Origin of the sequence: Janthinobacterium sp. LS2A (genome assembly GCF_036543145.1) — a bacterium.
Lineage (GTDB): Bacteria > Pseudomonadota > Gammaproteobacteria > Burkholderiales > Burkholderiaceae_D > Janthinobacterium > Janthinobacterium aestuarii.
The window spans coordinates 65267-82733 of record NZ_JAZHPB010000008.1; the positions used below are offsets into that span (position 1 = coordinate 65267).

The following is a 17467-nucleotide window of genomic DNA, read 5'->3' on the forward strand; positions in this document are numbered from 1 at the left end:
CTACGCCGCCACGACGTATATATTTCGTTACATACGTGAAGTACGCGATAGTCGCGTTGGGCGTAGAATCAAACTTTGCCGTTTAGCCAGGATCAGCCTTTGAAAAACGCTTTCGCCATTGTAACCTTGTCCGCCCTGATGGCCACGCATGCCATGGCACAGACGCCTGTCGCCCCTGCCGATGCTGCGGCCAGCCCCTCTGCGTCCGCGCCCGCCGCGCCGCAGGAAGAGGGCAGCGAGTCCAAGGTGGACGCCAAAGCAGACGCCAAGGCGGATGGCTTGCCCAAGGTCGAATTGAGCAGCGACCTGCTGTACAAGCTGACCCGCGCGGAAATGGAATTCAAGAGCGGGCAGTGGCAAGGGCCGTACGTGACGATGATGGTGGCGGCGCAGCAGACGCGCGACCCGCGCCTGGCGCGCCGCGCGTCCGAAATGGCGCTGGCCGCCAAGCAGGGCAGCGAAGCGCTGGCGGCCATCCGTCTGTGGCGCGAGCTGGCGCCCGACTCGGACGAGGCAACGCAATTCTTCCTTGGCTTTGTCGTCCTGACCGACAAGATCGAGGAAGCGGAACCGATCTTCGCCGAACGCCTGGCCAATGCGCCGGGTGGCGCGCGTGGCGTGGCCCTGTTCCAGATGCAGCAGATTTTGTCGCGCTCGAATGACAAGCTGTATGCCTATTCGATGATGACGCGCCTGGTGCAGCCTTACCTGGACATGTTCGAAGCGCATCTGGTGCTGGCGCAGGGCGCCTTGTCGCTTGGCGAGCGTGACCGCGCCATCCGTGAAGCGAACAAGGCGCTGGCCATCAAGCCGAACTCCGAACTGGCCGCGCTGACCCTGGCGCAGGTGACGGGCGAACCCGAGGCGGCAAACAAGGTGCTGGCCACGTTCCTGCAAAAGAATCCGGACGCCGTCGAAGTGCGCGGCGCGTATGCGCGCCTGCTGGTCGAGCAAAAGCAGCTGGAGCCGGCGCGCGAGCAGTTCCTGCTGCTGCTGAAAAGCCAGCCCGATAACGTGGGCGCTCTGTATGCGCTCGGCATCGTGGCGCTGCAGCTGGAAGACACCAAGGGCGCGGAGCAGTACTTCAAGCGCTTCCTGGCCGTGCTGGAGAAAAATCCTGGCGATACGCGCGATCCGTTCAAGGCCCTGATGATACTGTCGCAGATCGCCGAGACGCGCGGCGACACGGCCGGCGCCATCGCCTGGCTCGACAAGGTCGACAACAGCGCGTCGGCCGGCTATGTCGAGGCGCGCTTGCGCCGCGCCCAGCTGATCGCCCGCGGCGGCAATCTCGATGCGGCGCGCAAGGCGCTGACGGAAATCGAAACGGACGATCCGGCAAGCCAGGCGCAGGTGCTGCTGGTCGATGCGCAATTCCTGCGCGACGCCGGCTACGTGCAAAGCGCGTACACGGTGATGGAAAACGCCTTGCTGCGTTTCCCCGACAATCCGGAACTGCTGTACGACTACGCCTTGCTGGCCGAGCGTCTGGACAAATTCGAGCTGATGGAAGCGAGTCTGCGCCGCGTGATGGCGCTGGCGCCCGACAACCAGCACGCGTACAACGCGCTCGGTTATTCGCTGGCCGAACGGGGCCTGCGCCTGGAAGAAGCCCATGCGCTGATCGAAAAAGCGCTGCAGATGGCGCCCGGCGACCCGTTCATCATGGACAGCATGGGCTGGGTGCAATTCCGCATGGGTAACCTGGCCGCGGCGGAAAATGCGCTGCGCCGCGCCTATGCCGTGCGCAGCGATCCGGAAATCGCCGTCCACCTGGGCGAAGTGCTGTGGCAGAAGGGCGACAAGGCCGAAGCGCAAAAACTGTGGCGCGAGGCGCAAAGCAAGGATCCGAAAAACGATGCGCTGAAAAGTACGCTGGCGCGCTTGAATGTCAGTTTGTGATTGAATCGATTAACTAAACTATAAAACCAGCGCCATGGCGCTGGTTTTTCCTTGTGCCCATGTTGAAAAAACTCCTCCCTCTCACGCTCGTCTGCCTGTCCCTCTCGGCCTGTTCGACCCTGACTTCCCCATTCTCGTCCGGCGCCGCGCCATCCGCTCAAACCGTCGCGCCCTATCGCGACCAGGTCGAGCTGACGGGCCGCCTGAACGTCGTGTACCAGAAGGATGACAAGCCCGAATCGGCCACCGTCAATTTCAACTGGCAGCAGACGGCGCAGCGCACGGACGTGACCCTGTATTCGCCCGTCGGCAGCACGCTGGCGACGATCGTCGTCACGCCGCAGCAAGCCGTGTTGACGCAAAGCGGCAAGGCGCCGCGCAGCGCGCCCGATGTCGATGCCCTGAGCGCGCAGCTGTTGGGCTGGTCCTTGCCCGTGTCGGGCTTGCGCGACTGGCTGCAAGGCCATGCCGTGGGCGCCGACGGCAAGCGCTTCGTCGCTTCGCCGGCCAACGACAGCGTCACCACCAAGGACGGCTGGCGCTTGCGCTATGTGTCGTGGCAAGATGCGTCTGACAATACACCGGGCGCCTTGCCCCAACCGCGGCGTATCGATGCCGAACGCAATGCCAGCGCGCAGGCCGATGCCGTCTCGCTGCGCATCGTGCTCGATGCCCCATCTGCTCAAGCACAATGACGTTGACTACCCTGAATAACTGCCCGGCCCCGGCCAAGCTGAACCTCTTTTTGCACGTCAACGGCCGCCGCGCCGATGGCTACCATCTGCTGCAGACGGTGTTCCAGTTGCTCGACCATGGCGACACCCTGCACTTCACGCTGCGCGACGACACGGCGATCCGCCGCGTGACGGCGCTCGCCGGCGTGCCGGAGGAGCAAGACCTGATCATCCGCGCCGCGGCACTGCTGCAGGCCGAAGTGCTGCGCCGCACGGGCGCCTTGCCGCGCGGCGTCGATATCGCCATCGACAAGGTGCTGCCCATGGGCGGCGGCCTCGGTGGCGGTTCGTCCGACGCTGCCACGGCCCTGATGGCCTTGAACCGCCTGTGGCAGGCGGGTTTGAGCCGCGAGGAATTGATGGCGCTGGGCTTGCCGCTGGGCGCCGATATCCCGTTTTTCATCTTTGGCGAGAATGCCTTTGCCGAAGGCGTGGGCGAAGCCTTGCAGCCCGTTGCCACGCCCGAGTGCTGGTATGTCGTGATCGAGCCTGGCGTACAAGTGCCGACCGCCGCAATTTTTTGCGCGGAAGGCTTGACGAGAAATACCGAACCCGTCACAATAGCGGACTTTTCCAGGCACCTCGCAGAAGGAAACGATGCGGGCGGGTTTGGTAAGAATGATTTACAGCAAGTAGCATGCAGTCTTTTCAAGCCGGTAGCAGATGCGGTAGAATGGCTGGGTGCTTACGGTGAGGCCAGGATGACTGGTTCCGGTGCTTGTGTGTTTAGTGCGTTTGATAGTCAGGAAGAAGCGGATGCGGTGCTCAGCAATGTGCCACCAGTCTGGATCGCCTGGAAGGCAAAAGCGCTGAATCGCCACCCGATGCTCACCATGTTGTAGAGAGCAAAAAAAGATTTTGCTTAGCGTCAAATAGTCGGTATAATACTGGCCAACATGACGGCAAGCAGTCAGTAACGTAGGGGAATCGCCAAGCTGGTTAAGGCACTGGATTTTGATTCCAGCATGCGAAGGTTCGAATCCTTCTTCCCCTGCCACCATTTCACCGTAGTCTGTCGATGCGAAGTTGGCGTCCAGTACGGGAAAAAGCAGATGTGCCGCCACGCGGCATATTCTAAACATGACTGACCGGGCCTATGCCCGGTTAGTGCTTTTCAAGACTTCTATATCACCTCTTGGGACTCCCATGGCTTACGAAAACCTGATGGTTTTTACCGGCAACGCGAATCCAGCGTTGGCAGAGGGGGTCGCAAAAAACCTCGGCATCCCTCTCGGTAAAGCAAACGTTTCGAAATTCTCCGACGGCGAAGTAATGGTCGAGATTAACGAAAACGTACGCGGCAAGGATGTTTTTGTTTTGCAATCCACCTGTGCTCCAACCAACGACAGCCTGATGGAAATCATGCTGATGGTTGATGCCTTGAAACGTGCTTCCGCTGGCCGCATCACCGCCGCTATTCCTTACTTCGGCTACGCCCGCCAAGACCGTCGTCCACGCTCCGCGCGTGTGGCGATTTCGGCCAAGGTGGTGGCGAACATGCTGGAAGAAGCCGGTGTCGAGCGCGTCCTGATCATGGACTTGCACGCCGACCAGATTCAAGGTTTCTTCGATATCCCAGTCGACAATATTTACGCTTCGCCAATTTTGCTGGGTGACCTGCAAAAGAAAAACTACCAGGATCTGCTGGTGGTGTCGCCGGACGTCGGCGGTGTGGTACGTGCGCGCGCCCTGGCAAAACGCCTGGGCTGCGACCTGGCCATCATCGACAAGCGTCGTCCAAAAGCGAACGTGTCCGAAGTGATGAACATCATCGGTGAAGTCGAAGGCCGCAACTGCGTGATCATGGATGACATGGTCGACACGGCAGGCACCTTGACCAAGGCTGCCGAAGTGCTCAAAGAGCGCGGCGCGAAAAAAGTCGTGGCGTATTGCACGCACGCGGTGCTGTCGGGCCCGGCGATCGACCGTATTTCGGCGTCGCCACTCGATGAGCTGGTCGTGACCGATACGATCCCACTGTCCGAAGCGGCCCTGGCCTGCGGCAAGATCCGTCAATTGACGTGCGCGCCGCTGCTGGCCGAGACGTTCAAACGCATCATCAAGGGTGACTCCGTCATCTCGCTGTTCATCGACTGATTCGATCAGCAGTAACAGACGTAATGCCTGCGGCGCGACCGGCTTTTTGCCTGTTGCGCCGCAGTGTTTTAATTTTCGGGGTGTTTTGCACCCCATTTCCGAGGATTCCTGGTCGCGGGCATCCTCATAACACAAGGCGCAAGCCTTGTTCTTCTTGGAGTTTCACATGAAAGTTATCGCATTTAAACGCGAATTGCAAGGTTCCGGAGCGAGCCGCCGCCTGCGCATTTCCGGCCAAACCCCTGGTATCGTCTACGGTGGCGCTGAAGCCCCTGTGCTGATCTCGCTGGATCACAACGCCCTGTACCACGCGTTGAAAAAAGAAGTGTTCCACTCGTCGATCCTGGACCTGGAAATCGACGGCGTTTCCCAGCAAGTTCTGTTGCGCGACTTCCAAGTCCACGCATACAAACAACTGGTTCTGCACGCTGACTTCCAGCGCGTTGATGCTAAGCAAGCTATCCACGTGAAAGTGGCGCTGCACTTCGTAAACGCTGACGTTTCCCCAGCAGTCAAACTGCACGGCGCGACCATCAGCCACGTAGCCAACGAAATCGAAGTTTCGTGCCTGCCAGGCCAACTGCCAGAATTCATCAACGTTGACCTGTCGAACATCGACGTCGGTCACTCGCTGCACGTAGGCGACCTGGTCCTGCCAGCTGGCGTGACCGCTGTCACCCACGGCGCCAACCTGACCATCGCTACCGCTTCGGTACCGGCTGGCCACGTTGCTGCTGAAGCCGCTGCTGCTGAAGTTGTTGCTGACAAGAAGTAATTTTGCCGCCGCAGCAATGCGGTAGTCGCAAGGAAAAACCCGCCAGGTTCGCCGCGCGGGTTTTTTTCCGCCTGTTTTCACCGATAATGCTTTCTTTTACATTGCAGACACAGCCATGCCCATACGCCTGATCGTCGGCCTCGGCAACCCGGGACCCGAATACGAACAAACCCGCCACAATGCCGGCTTCTGGCTGGTGGACAATCTTGCCAACAGCTTGCCCGGCACGCGCTTGCAGCGCGATTCGCGCTATAACGCCATGCTGGCCAAGACCTCCATCGGCGGCAACGAAGTCTGGCTGCTCGAACCGCTGACCTTCATGAACCGCTCGGGCCAGTCCGTGGGCGCGCTGGCGCGCTTCTTCAAGATCGCCGCCGATGAAGTGCTCGTCGTGCACGACGAACTCGATTTGATGCCCGGCATCGCGCGCCTGAAAAAGGGCGGCTCGGCCGGTGGCCACAATGGCTTGAAAGACATCACGGCCGCGCTGGGCACGCAGGATTACTGGCGCTTGCGCCTGGGCATCGGCCATCCGCGCACCCTGAGCCTGCAGCAGCAGGTGGCCGACTTCGTGCTGCACCGCCCGCGCCGCGAAGACCAGGAACTGATCGAGCAAGCGATCGACAAATCCTTGCAGGTGATGCCGCAGATCGTCGAAGGCAAGTTCGAAGCCGCGACCATGAAACTGCATACGGCCTAGTTATTTCCTGCCTGGCCGAAGCCGGCCATGATGGTTTTCGCCATCTGCTGCTGGCTGGCCTGGGCGCTGCTGCCTTCGCCCGCGTTGGCGGCGATCAGCAAGCCGTCGCCGCTGCCGGGCGCCAGCGCGATCAACGCGTGCCAGTAGCCGTTCGAGCCCAGGTGGGTGAGCACACGCTGCGGCGCTTGCGGTGGAAAATGCATCACGCCCCAGCCCAGGGCTGCATTCGTGTCGCCCTGCGCCGTGTGCAGCAAGATATACGTTTCCCGTTTCAGCAGCTTGCCCTTGCCTTGTTCGCCGTGCAGTTGATCAAGCGCAAACTTGGCCCAGTCTTGCATGCTCAGGTGAATCTCCCCATCGGGCGCCATCATCAGCGGATTGCTGGCCATCAAGCCGGCAATCGGCTTGTTCTCCTTATGCCCCAGATTCTGTCCGCGCACGGTGGGGCCGAACGCGGCCCGCATGCCCAGCGGGCCGAACACTTCGGCCTGCATCAATTCCTCATACGTCTTGCCCGTGGCCTGTTCCGCGATGGCGGCGGCGATCATGGCGCCGCTGTTCGAGTAGTGCGATTCGCCGCGCGGCGCGGCCACTGGCGCGTCGGCCAGCGCGCGCTGCGCGTATTCCTGGCGCAGCAGCGGCAAGGGGCGCGTGTTAGCGTAGGTGGAATTGATCCACGCCTCGTCTGGATTGGGCGGCAGGCCGGCACGGTGCGACAGCAGATCCATCAGGTTGACGTCGCGGTACTCGGCGCGCATGCCGCCAGCCAGCGCGGGTAGCATGCGCGACAGCGGCGCGTCCCACGACAGCACGCCCCGTTCCACCAGCCGCGCGATCAGGGTCACCGTCATGGCCTTGCCATCGGAGCCGATATTCCACACGTCATCGGCGCGCACGGCATCGTGGCCGTCATTGGCGCGCACGCCAGCTTGCGCCTGCGCATCGATCTTGCCGTCGCGAATCACGAGTATGGTCATGGCCGGCACGCTCTTGTCGGCCAGCGCCTGCTGCAGCATGGCGTTCACGTCATGGGCGCGGGCGGTGCCGCTGAGCAAAAAGGCGGTGCTGCAAACGAGCGAGGCAAGCAGGGTTTTCATGGTGTCTCCAGTCGATAAGGGTGATGGAACATGCTAAAATGTTCGCAAAACATGATTTAATTATTGTTTTACGATAATTTATTCTAACGGCACTAGCCGCTTTCGTATACTTTTCTTTTAACTATGAAAAAAAATCAGACGGCGTCCGCGGCGCTGAGCCGACGCGTGCGCTACGGCGTTTCGGGATTCTTTGTCTTGTACCTGCTGCTGACGGTGCTGGGCTGGCTGGCGCCCGCGCCGGCCGTGCAGGGAGCCGTCGGCAACGCCGGCATGTATGAGCTGTTGCTGCAATTACAGAGCCAGCCATTCGAGCGCCTGGCCGCCATGCCCTTGTGGCAGCGGGGACTGGGCCTGGCGCTGGCCTTGCCGGCCTTGTGCGTGCTGGGTGACGCCGTGCGCCAGCTGGCCACGGTCTTGCGCCAGTTCGAGCAGGGCGTGTTTTTTACGCCGCAGGTAGCGCGGCACTTTCGCCGTTTCGCCGGCGGCTTGCTGCTGGGGACGGTGCTGACTTTGCTGGAACCGACCGTGCGCGGCATGCTGTTCGGCTTGCTGGAAGAGGGGACTAGCCAGTTGCGTCTGGTCATCGACATCACGGGCGGCGACCTGTGGACCTTGCTGCTGTGTTCAGTTTTCTTTGCGCTGGCGCAAATCCTCCATGAAGGCCAGCGATTGGCCGATGAAAACAGCGGGTTCATCTGATGGGTATCGTCGTGCGCCTCGACCTGGTACTGGCCAGGAAAAAAGTGAAATCGAAGGAACTGGCCGCCTTCATCGGCATCACGGAACAGAATTTGTCTCTCTTGAAATCGGGCAAGGTGCGCGGCGTGCGTTTCGATACCCTGTCGAAGATTTGCGAAATGCTCGAATGCCAGCCCGGCGACATCCTGGAATTCGATGCGTCGCAGCCGGACGACGGGGATGGCGACAGTTAGCGGCACAGAGGGCGGTTTTTTTGAAGAGTTGGGTGCATAGAGGTACAATTGACCCTTACGAGCATTAATACAGCAAGATTATCCAGAAAACGCCGGTACAGGCCGTTTTTGCACCAGCCGCTTGCCGGCAAAATTGATTAATTAAAGGTTTTCCATGAGTCTCCAATGCGGTATCGTCGGCTTGCCGAACGTCGGCAAGTCCACCCTGTTCAATGCACTGACGAAAGCCGGCATCCCGGCTGAAAACTATCCGTTCTGCACCATCGAGCCGAACGTCGGCGTCGTCGAAGTGCCGGATCCGCGCATGGATGCGCTGGCCGCCATCGTCAAGCCGGAACGCATGGTCAACGCCATCGTGGAATTCGTCGACATCGCCGGCCTGGTGGCCGGTGCATCGAAGGGCGAGGGCCTGGGCAACCAGTTCCTGTCGCACATCCGCGAAACGGACGCCATCGTCAACGTCGTGCGCTGCTTCGAAGATGACAACGTCATCCACGTGGCCGGCAAGATCAACCCGCTCGACGATATCGAAGTCATCCAGACCGAACTGGCGCTGGCCGACATGGGCACCGTGGAAAAAGCCATCCACCGCGAAAACAAGAAAGCCCGTTCCGGCGACAAGGACGCGGCCAAGCTGCTGGCCATCATGGAACGCATGATGCCTTACCTGAACGACGCCAAGCCCGTGCGCGCCATGGGCCTGGACGCGGACGAAATGGAACTGATCAAGCCGCTGTGCCTGATCACGGCCAAGCCCGCCATGTTCGTGGCCAACGTGTCCGATTCGGGCTTCACGGACAACCCGCTGCTGGACCAGTTGACGGCGTATGCGCAATCGCAAAACGCCCCTATCGTCGCCATCTGCGCCGCGCTGGAAGCGGAAATCGCCGACCTGGACGATGCCGACAAGGGCGCTTTCCTGGCCGACATGGGCATGGAAGAGCCAGGCCTGGACCGTCTAATCCGCGCCGGCTACAAGCTGCTGGGCCTGCAAACCTACTTCACGGCAGGCGTGAAGGAAGTGCGCGCGTGGACCGTCCCTGTGGGCGCCACGGCACCGCAAGCGGCCGGCGTGATCCACACCGACTTCGAACGCGGCTTCATCCGCGCCCAAACCATCGCCTATGACGACTTCATCGCCTACAAGGGCGAAGCGGGCGCCAAGGAGGCGGGCAAGATGCGCGCCGAGGGCAAGGAATACGTGGTCAAGGATGGCGACGTGCTGAACTTCCTGTTCAACGTCTAATTCCCGACCCGCTCCCGTACGGAGCCACTACGAACCCTGCAAGTCATTGATTTGCAGGGTTTTTTATTGCCCGGATGGCCCAGCGGGCGCGTGATATGGTTGCGGCTGTCCTGTTTTTCACTATATAATGAGAATAATTCTCATTTATAATACGATGCGCCTGTTCTTGCCGGCCGTTGGCGACAGGAAGGGTATCGTGAGCACCGCCGAGTTAGCGCTTCAGCAGCAAGTCAGCAGTCTGTACACCGACCACCATCACTGGCTGCGTGGCTTGCTGCGCCGTAAACTCGGCAATGCCTTCGATGCGGCCGACCTGGCGCATGACGTGTACCTGCACCTGATGAAGACGGGCAGGGTGCCGCCGGCCGGGGAGTCGCGCCGCCATCTGACGCAGATCGCCAACGGCATGGTCATCGACCTGTACCGCCGCCGCCAGATCGAGGCCGCCTATCTGGAAGTGCTGGCCCTGGTGCCCGAAGCGCTGGCGCCGTCCGAGGAAGAGCGCGCGCTGGTGATCGAGGCGCTGACGGAAATCGATGCGGTGCTGCACCAGCTGCCCGCCAAGGCACGCAAGGCCTTGTTGCTGTGCAAACTCGATGGCCTGAGCTACCGCGACATCGCCACCGAATTGCAGGTGTCTGTCTCGTCCGTCGAAAAATACATCGCCGCCGGCCTGCTGGCCTGCTACCAGGCCATGCACACCCAAGGCGCCTGAACCATGGATGTGGTGATTGCACCGGCCATCGTGCAGCAGGCGGCCCAATGGATGGCGCGCCTGTGGTCCGATGACGCCAGCGACGAAGACCGGGCTGCCTGCGCACGCTGGTGCGCCGCCCATCCGCACCACGCCATCGCCTGGCAGCGTTTGCAGGCGTTCGAGGGCAAGCTGCACAGCGTGCCGCGCGACGCGGCCCGGCATGTGCTGCGCGAACCGGCGCCAGCCGCCTACCTGAACCGCCGCAATGCTCTGAAACTGCTGGCCGTGCTGCTGCCCGTGGGTGGCATGGCCTACATGCTGCGCGGCACGGATGCGTGGCAAGTGGCCGCGGCAGGGCATGGTACGGCCACGGGCGAGATCCGCGAGATTACCTTGCCGGACGGCACGCGCGTGATGCTCGCTTCCGCTTCCGCCATCGATGTGCGCTTCGACGCCAGCGAGCGCTTGCTGATACTGCGCAGCGGCGAAATCCTCGTCACGACGGCGCACGATCCCGATCCGGCCCAGCGGCCTTTCCGCGTGCAGGGCCGCCATGGCACGGTGCAGGCGCTAGGCACGCGTTTTACTTTACGCCAAGACGAATACACGTCGCGCGTGGCCGTCTTCGAGGGTGCCGTCGAGGTGCGCCTCGCGCATGCGCCGGGCCGTCCCGTGCGCATCGACACGGGCCAGGGCGCCGTCTACTCGGCCGACATCGTGCAGTCTGGCGCACCCACGTCCGCCAGCGCCGCGGCCTGGACCAAAGGGGTGTTGGTGGCCGACAATATGCGCCTCGATGAGCTGCTTGCGGAACTGGCCCGCTATCGTCCCGGCCTGCTGCGCTGCGACCCGGCCGTGGCCAGCCTCACCGTCAACGGCGTGTTTTCCTTGCGCGATACGGACCGCGCGCTGCACAACCTGGCGCTGGCCTTGCCCGTGCAAATCGTTGCGCGCACGCGCTACTGGGTGACCGTCCAGGCCGCTGCCTGACAATTTCGCGGGCCCGATTGAGGGTTTTGCATTCTCGTTCGGGATATAGGGTGAGAGCCACCCTTATCCATTGAACTTATGCACGCTTTTTTCCGTTTTTCCCATGAGTAGCTCACGCCGCCAAGCCGGTCCGATCAGCCGGATACTGCAGCCCATCCGCGGGCGCCTGATCGCCGCCGCCGTGCTGGCCGGTACGGGTTCCATGCTGACCCTGGTGCCGCTGGCCGGCATTGCGCAGATCGCGCAAATCGCCCTGAACCCCGCGCTGGCGCGGGGCGATATATGGCAGATCATCATCGCCAGCGTCGCCTGCCTGTTTGCCGGCATGGCCCTGACCACGCTGGGCGAGCTGGCCGCGCATCTGGCCGACAACCGCCTCACCCATCAATTGCGCCTGCAGGCCATGCAGCGCCTGGGGCAGGTGCCGCTGGGCTGGTTCACCAGCCGTGCCTCGGGCGAGGTCAAGCAGGCGATGCAGGACGATATCAATACCCTGCACAGCCTCACCGCGCACTTCTATACGACGACGGGGCGCGCCGTGGGCGCCATCGCCATCTCCGTCATTTACTTGTTCGCCATGGACTGGCGCCTGGCCCTCGTCGCCATCCTGCCATTTCCCGGCTTCTTCCTGTTCTTCGGCCGCGCCATGAAAGCCAGTGGCGGCAATATGGAGCAATTTGTCGCCGGCATGGGGCGAATTAACAATGCCGTGGTGGAATTCGTCAACGGCATTCCCGTGGTCAAGGCCTTCGGCGCCACGGGGCATGCGCACTGCAGCTACCGCGCGGCCGTCGATGCGTTTGCCGACGCGTTCGCCGCGTTTACGCGTCCGTTGGTCGGCTCGATGGCGAATGCCAATGCGCTGATCGCGCCCGTCGCCGTGCTGGGCGTGGTGGTGCTCGCCGGCACCGTCTTCGTGGCGCTGGAGGCGATGGCGCCCATCGATATCCTGCCGTTCGCCCTCGTGGCGCCCGGCATTTCCGCACCGATGCTGCTGCTGCACTACCTCACGCATGACCTCAACAATGCCACGGGCGCGGCCCAGCGCGTGCAAGCCTTGCTCGATACGCCCGTGCTGGCGCAGCCGGCGCCAGGCCAGCAGAAGTTGCCAGTTGGTACCGAGATTCGCATGGAAAATGTGGGCTATGCCTACGATGGGCAGAACAAGGTGCTGTCGGACATCACGCTGACTTTGCAGCCCGGCACGGTGACGGCCATCGTCGGCGCTTCCGGCTCCGGCAAGTCGACCCTGGCGCGGCTGCTGCTGCGCTTTTTCGACCCGACAGAAGGGCGCATCACCTTGGGCGGCGCCGACCTGCGGCACATCGCCACGCCCGAGCTGTACCGGCGCATCGGTTTCGTGCTACAGGAAGTGCGGCTGATCCACGCCAGCGTGCGCGAGAACATTGCGTTGGGCCGCCCATCGGCCAGCACGCACGAGATCGAAGCGGCGGCGCGCCTGGCGAACATCCACGAGCGCATCCTGGCCTTGCCGCGCGGCTACGATTCCGTTATCGGCGAGGATGCGCAGCTGTCCGGCGGCGAGCTGCAGCGCGTGAGCATCGCCCGCGCTGTGCTGCTCGATCCATCCGTGCTGGTGCTCGATGAAGCGACGGCCGCGGCCGACGCGGAAAACGAAGTGGCGATCCAGGATGCGCTGTCGCGCTTTGCCCAAGGCCGCACCCTGCTGGTGATCGCGCACCGGCTCGACACGGTCATGCATGCCGACAACATCGTCGTCGTCGAGAACGGCGCCATCGCCGAGCAGGGCAGCCATGCCGGCTTGCTCGCCCACGAGGGCCGCTATGCGCAACTATGGGCGCTGGGCGGCTATCAGGATTCCCAGGAAGATGCGGTGCTCCCATGCTGAAAACGTTTATTCAACTGCTGGGCGATGATGCGCCCGTGTTCCGCCGCTATTGCGCCATGGCGCTCGCATATGGCGTGCTGAGCGGGCTGACGATCACGGCGCTGGTATTGGCTCTGGGCCGGCTGCTGGCCGGCGATACGGGCGGCGCGGCCCTGTGGCTGATCGTGCTGCTGGCCGGGCTGGTCGCTTGCTGGGCCTGGCGGCGCCAGGTGGAGAAAGCGGGCGTGCGCGTGGGCGTGACGGTCTTGCAAGGGGCGCGCCAGCGCTTGGGCGACCACGTGGCGCGCCTGCCCGTCGGCTGGTTTACACCGGAGAATACGGCGAAGCTGGGCCACGTCATCACGCAAGGCATGATGAACGTCGCGCAGCTGCCTGCCCACGTGCTCACGCCCGTGATTTGCGGCGCCGTCACGCCCGTGGTATTGCTGGCCGCGCTGTTTGCGCTGCATTGGCAGCTGGGCGTGGTCGCGCTGCTGGCGCTGCCCCTGCTGGCCGGCGCCTTGCGGCTCACGGCGCACCTAGGCCAGCGCGCCGATGATGCCTACCACCATCACTTTGCCCAGACCAGCCAGCGTCTTGTGGAGTTTGCGCAAGCGCAGTCGGTGCTGCGCGCATTCGGTGGCGCAGCTGACGGCGGCACGCGTTTCCTGCAGCGAGCCATCGATACACAGCGCCACGCGGGCACGCGGCTCATATACCTGTCGGCGCTGTCCTCGGTGCTGAACGCCTGGACCGTGCAAGCCATCTTCGCCGTCTTGCTGGCCGTTGCCGCGAGCCTGCTCGGTACGGTAGCGGTGGCAGACGCCATCGCCGTCATCGTGGCCTTGCTGCTGGTGGTGCGCTTTGTCGACCCGCTGCAGGAAGTGGCCAGCTATGGCGAAGTGCTGCGCGGTGCGCGCGGCCCGCTGGACGCTGCGCGCGATATTTTCGCCGTACAGCCCTTGCCGGAAGCACACAAGCCGCAAGCGCCGCGCGATGCTTCGGTCGAATTGCGTGGCGTGCACTTCCGCTATGCGCCGGACCAGCCCGACGTCTTGACGGACATCAACCTGCAGATTGCACCGGGCAGCATGACGGCACTGATCGGCGCTTCCGGTTCAGGCAAGACGACCCTGGTGCGCCTGATCGCGCGCTTCTTTGACGCCAGTGCAGGCACGGTGCTGGTGGGCGGCGTCGATGTGCGCAACATGTCCAGCGAGCAATTGGCCGGCCAGATCAGCCAGATCTTCCAGGACAGCTATCTGTTCCAGGGCAGCATCGGCGACAACATCCGCATCGGCAAGCCGGACGCCAGCGATGCCGAGGTGCTGGAAGCGGCGCGCCAGGCGGGCGTGGCCGAGATCATCGCCCGCCTGCCGCAGGGACTTGCGACACCGGTGGGCGAGGGCGGCGCGCGCCTGTCCGGCGGCGAACGCCAGCGCATCGCCATCGCGCGCGCGCTGGTCAAGGATGCACCGATTCTGCTGGTCGACGAGGCGACGGCCGCGCTCGACGCGGAAAACCAGGCCGCCATCGCCGAAGCGCTGGCGCGGCTGCGCGGCAAGCGCACGCTGATCGTCATCGCGCACCAGTTGTCGACGGTGGCCATGGCCGACCAGATCGTCGTGCTCGATGGCGGCACCTTGGGCGAGCAGGGCACGCCAGCCATCTTGCGCGCGCAGGGCGGCCTGTATGCGCACTTCCTGGCCCAGCGCCAGGCGGCCAAAGGCTGGCGCATCGCCGCGCCCGCGCGCCAGCCTGGAACGGAGTCCGGCATTTGACACACGCGCGTCTGCTTTTCCTTTTCGTGCTGCTGTGCTGCGCCTCCTTGCTGGTCGGCGCCAGGCAGATGGAGTGGGCACAACTGTTGTCATCGTCCGGCGCGCTGTCCGACGATACGTGGCTGACCCTGACGGCCAGCCGGCTGCCGCGCCTGGCGGCGCTGGTGCTGACGGGCGTGGGCCTGTCCGTGTGCGGCGTCATCCTGCAGCACATCGTGCGCAACAAATTCGTCGAGCCGGCCACGTCGGGCGGCCTCGATGCGGCCAAGCTGGGCATCCTCGTTGCGCTGACCGTGGCACCTGCGGCGGGCACGGCCGGCAAGATGGCGTTCGCGCTGGCCTTCTGCCTTGCCGCCAGCGTACTGTACGTGGCCCTGATCCGCCGCATCCGCTTCAAGAACACCATTCTGGTGCCCGTGATCGGCCTCGTGTATGGCGGCGTGCTCAGCGCCGTGGCCGAGTTTTATGCCTACCGCAACAACATCCTGCAAAGCATGCAGGGCTGGCTGCTCGGCGATTTTTCGCGCATCGTGCAGGGCAACTATGAAATCATTTATCTGATCCTGCCCATCGTTGCCCTCACGTATGTGTACGCGCAGCGTTTTACCGTGCTGGGCATGGGCGAGGGCATGGCGACCAGCCTGGGCCTGAATTATGCGGGCACGGTGGTGCTGGGCCTGATGCTGGTGGCCGTCACGGTGGCGGCCACGGTGATCACGGTGGGGGCGATCCCGTTTGTCGGACTGGCCATCCCCAACTTGGTAGCCTTGCGCTACGGCGACAAGCTGGAGCGTACCCTGCCCATCGTCGCGCTGTGCGGCGCGTCGCTGCTGCTGGCCTGCGACATCGCCGGGCGATTGCTGATCTATCCATTCGAGGTGCCAATCGGCCTGACGGCCGGTGGCGTGGGCGGCCTGCTGTTCCTCATCCTGATCATCCGGGGGCGGCGATGAAGCGGTTCTTGAATCAACGGATGCTGTGGCTTGCCGTGTTTGCTTTGGCGCTCGCTTTCCTCTTCCTCGGCGCCAATCTCGACTTCGATTACGTCATCCCCAAGCGCCTGTCGCGGCTGGCCGCCATCGCCATCGGCGGCGTCTGCGTGGCCGTGTCGTCGATTGTGTTCCAGACCATCGCCGGCAACCGGATACTGACACCGGCCGTCATGGGTTATGAAGCCGTGTACCTGCTGCTGCAATCGCTGCTGATCCTCGCGATGGGCATGCACAGTGTGGTGCTGCTGGGACAGAACGGCAATTTTGTCGTGTCGATTGCGCTGATGCTCGCGTATTCCTGGGCCATCCACTATTGGCTGTTTCGTGATGGCAAGAACAACGTGTATTTTCTGCTGCTGCTGGGTTTTGTGCTGACGATGGTGATCGGCACGTTGACCCAGTTCATCCAGCTGCGCATCAGCCCCGGTGAATTTGCCATCTTGCAAGGCTTCAGCCAGGCATCGTTCAACAAGGCGCAGCCTGCACAATTGCTGTACTCGGCCCTGCTGGCGGGCGCCGCCTGCGTGGCTGTCGTGAAAACTTTGCCGGCGCTCGACGTGCTGGCGCTGGGGCGCGAACAGGCGATCTCGCTCGGCATCGATTACCGGCGCATGGTGCGGCTGCAGCTGGCGCTGATCGCCGTGCTGGTGGCCGTGTCAACCAGTCTGCTGGGCCCCACGGCGTTCATGGGCATCTTTGTGGCGAACACAACGTATGCCCTGGCCCGCACGGGGCGTCACCGCGCCACCTTGCCGCTGGGCTGCGCCATTGCCATCGTCATCTTCCTGGCCGCCCAGCTGCTGGTCGAGCACGTTTTCAACTACCGGACCACGGTTGGCATCCTCGTCAACCTTGTATGTGGCGCGTATTTCCTCGCGCTCATGGTCCGCACCCGGGGCACCGCATGATCCACATCAACCATATCGAAAAAAGCTACGGCGCCAGGCGTGTGCTGGACAACGTCAGCGTGCAGTTTCCCAAGGGAAAAGTGACGTCCTTGATCGGCCCGAATGGCGCCGGCAAGACCACCTTGCTGATGCTCATCGCGCGCTTGCAGCAAGCGAATGGCGGCGAGATTGCGATAGACGGGCGCAGCATCGCGGCCATCAAGATCCAGGACTATGCGAGACTGGTGGCCACCCTGCGCCAGTCACCCGATTTTCATTTGCGCCTGACGGTGGAAGAGCTGGTCGCCTTCGGCCGCTTTCCCTACAGCCGGGGTAACTTGACGCGGCAGGATCGGCAAGCGATCGACGCGGCCATCGCCTTTTTGTCGCTGGACAATCTGCGTCTGGCCTACGTCGATGAGCTGAGCGGCGGCCAGCGCCAGATGGCCTTCCTGGCCATGACGATCGCCCAGCAGACCGATATTTTGCTGCTCGACGAGCCGCTCAACAATCTCGACATGCAACACGCCGTGCAGATCATGCGCGCGTTGCGCCGCCTGTGCGACGAGCAGGGCCGCACCGTGATCCTGGTGATCCACGACATCAATTTCGCCGCCAATTATTCCGACCACATCGTTGCCATGCAGGGGGGCGCCGTGCGCTTTTCCGGTCCTGCCGACGAGGTCGTCACCGAGGCACGCTTGCGGTCACTGTACGGCATCGATTTTCACATCGTGCGCAATGAGCGCGGCTGCGTCTGCAATTACTTTACACCCACAGGAGCTTGA

Annotated in this window: 17 protein-coding genes and 1 tRNA gene; 17 read left to right on the forward strand and 1 reads right to left on the reverse strand. The window is 62.9% G+C overall.

Annotated features, from left to right (window positions below; translation table 11 throughout):
- Positions 1–99: 99 nt before the first annotated feature.
- From V3C40_RS21450 to pth, 7 genes are all read left to right on the forward strand, one after another.
- Complete coding sequence (locus V3C40_RS21450; protein WP_034753263.1) at positions 100–1902, forward strand: tetratricopeptide repeat protein; 1803 nt, start codon at positions 100–102, stop codon at positions 1900–1902.
- Positions 1903–1961: 59 nt separating this feature from the next.
- Positions 1962–2597 (forward strand): outer membrane lipoprotein LolB, encoded by a 636-nt coding sequence (locus V3C40_RS21455; protein ID WP_331778466.1) that lies wholly within the window; start codon positions 1962–1964, stop codon positions 2595–2597.
- Entirely contained in the window at positions 2594–3478 is an 885-nt protein-coding gene (ispE, locus tag V3C40_RS21460) for a 4-(cytidine 5'-diphospho)-2-C-methyl-D-erythritol kinase (RefSeq protein WP_331778467.1), read from the forward strand. Before V3C40_RS21455 ends, ispE begins: the two co-directional genes overlap by 4 nt.
- Positions 3479–3556: 78 nt before the next feature.
- Positions 3557–3633: transfer RNA gene (locus V3C40_RS21465), tRNA-Gln, on the forward strand.
- Positions 3634–3782: 149 nt separating this feature from the next.
- Positions 3783–4733, forward strand: coding sequence for a ribose-phosphate pyrophosphokinase (locus V3C40_RS21470; protein WP_034753270.1), 951 nt, complete (start codon positions 3783–3785; stop codon positions 4731–4733).
- Between the two features lie 166 nt (positions 4734–4899).
- Entirely contained in the window at positions 4900–5508 is a 609-nt protein-coding gene (locus V3C40_RS21475; RefSeq protein WP_128141099.1) for a 50S ribosomal protein L25/general stress protein Ctc, read from the forward strand.
- A 115-nt stretch (positions 5509–5623) separates the two neighbouring features.
- Positions 5624–6208 (forward strand): aminoacyl-tRNA hydrolase, encoded by a 585-nt coding sequence (pth, locus tag V3C40_RS21480; protein WP_034753275.1) that lies wholly within the window; start codon positions 5624–5626, stop codon positions 6206–6208.
- Here the strand turns inward: pth and V3C40_RS21485 are convergent.
- The gene (locus V3C40_RS21485) at positions 6205–7305 is read right to left on the reverse strand and encodes a serine hydrolase domain-containing protein (RefSeq protein WP_331778468.1); all 1101 of its coding nucleotides are present in this window, start codon (positions 7303–7305) and stop codon (positions 6205–6207) included. The two genes, pth and V3C40_RS21485, sit on opposite strands and share 4 nt — an antisense overlap.
- A gap of 165 nt (positions 7306–7470) precedes the next feature.
- On the opposite strand from V3C40_RS21485, the gene V3C40_RS21490 reads away from it, so the two are divergent.
- The 10 genes from V3C40_RS21490 to V3C40_RS21535 all read left to right on the forward strand — a co-directional run bounded on the left by V3C40_RS21490 (position 7471) and on the right by V3C40_RS21535 (position 17467).
- Positions 7471–8004, forward strand: coding sequence for a hypothetical protein (locus V3C40_RS21490; RefSeq protein ID WP_331778469.1), 534 nt, complete (start codon positions 7471–7473; stop codon positions 8002–8004).
- Positions 8004–8237: a helix-turn-helix domain-containing protein gene (locus V3C40_RS21495; protein ID WP_034778346.1), complete on the forward strand. Its 234-nt coding sequence runs from the start codon at positions 8004–8006 to the stop codon at positions 8235–8237. Before V3C40_RS21490 ends, V3C40_RS21495 begins: the two co-directional genes overlap by 1 nt.
- 154 nt (positions 8238–8391) lie before the next feature.
- A complete protein-coding gene (gene ychF / locus V3C40_RS21500) occupies positions 8392–9483 on the forward strand; it encodes a redox-regulated ATPase YchF (RefSeq protein ID WP_034753282.1) in 1092 nt (363 codons plus the stop codon).
- 196 nt (positions 9484–9679) lie between these two features.
- Positions 9680–10198: a sigma-70 family RNA polymerase sigma factor gene (locus V3C40_RS21505; RefSeq protein ID WP_219330182.1), complete on the forward strand. Its 519-nt coding sequence runs from the start codon at positions 9680–9682 to the stop codon at positions 10196–10198.
- 3 nt (positions 10199–10201) lie between these two features.
- Positions 10202–11170 carry a FecR domain-containing protein gene (locus tag V3C40_RS21510; RefSeq protein ID WP_331778470.1) on the forward strand — a complete coding sequence of 323 codons (969 nt, stop codon included), beginning with the start codon at positions 10202–10204 and terminating at the stop codon, positions 11168–11170.
- A 103-nt stretch (positions 11171–11273) separates the two neighbouring features.
- A complete protein-coding gene (locus V3C40_RS21515; protein ID WP_331778471.1) occupies positions 11274–13040 on the forward strand; it encodes an ABC transporter ATP-binding protein in 1767 nt (588 codons plus the stop codon).
- Positions 13034–14800 carry an ABC transporter ATP-binding protein gene (locus V3C40_RS21520; RefSeq protein WP_331778472.1) on the forward strand — a complete coding sequence of 589 codons (1767 nt, stop codon included), beginning with the start codon at positions 13034–13036 and terminating at the stop codon, positions 14798–14800. Before V3C40_RS21515 ends, V3C40_RS21520 begins: the two co-directional genes overlap by 7 nt.
- Positions 14797–15753, forward strand: a complete 957-nt coding sequence (locus V3C40_RS21525) for an ABC transporter permease (protein ID WP_072457665.1) — start codon at positions 14797–14799, stop codon at positions 15751–15753. Before V3C40_RS21520 ends, V3C40_RS21525 begins: the two co-directional genes overlap by 4 nt.
- A complete protein-coding gene (locus V3C40_RS21530; protein ID WP_331778473.1) occupies positions 15750–16700 on the forward strand; it encodes an iron chelate uptake ABC transporter family permease subunit in 951 nt (316 codons plus the stop codon). Before V3C40_RS21525 ends, V3C40_RS21530 begins: the two co-directional genes overlap by 4 nt.
- Entirely contained in the window at positions 16697–17467 is a 771-nt protein-coding gene (locus tag V3C40_RS21535; protein WP_331778474.1) for an iron ABC transporter ATP-binding protein, read from the forward strand. Before V3C40_RS21530 ends, V3C40_RS21535 begins: the two co-directional genes overlap by 4 nt.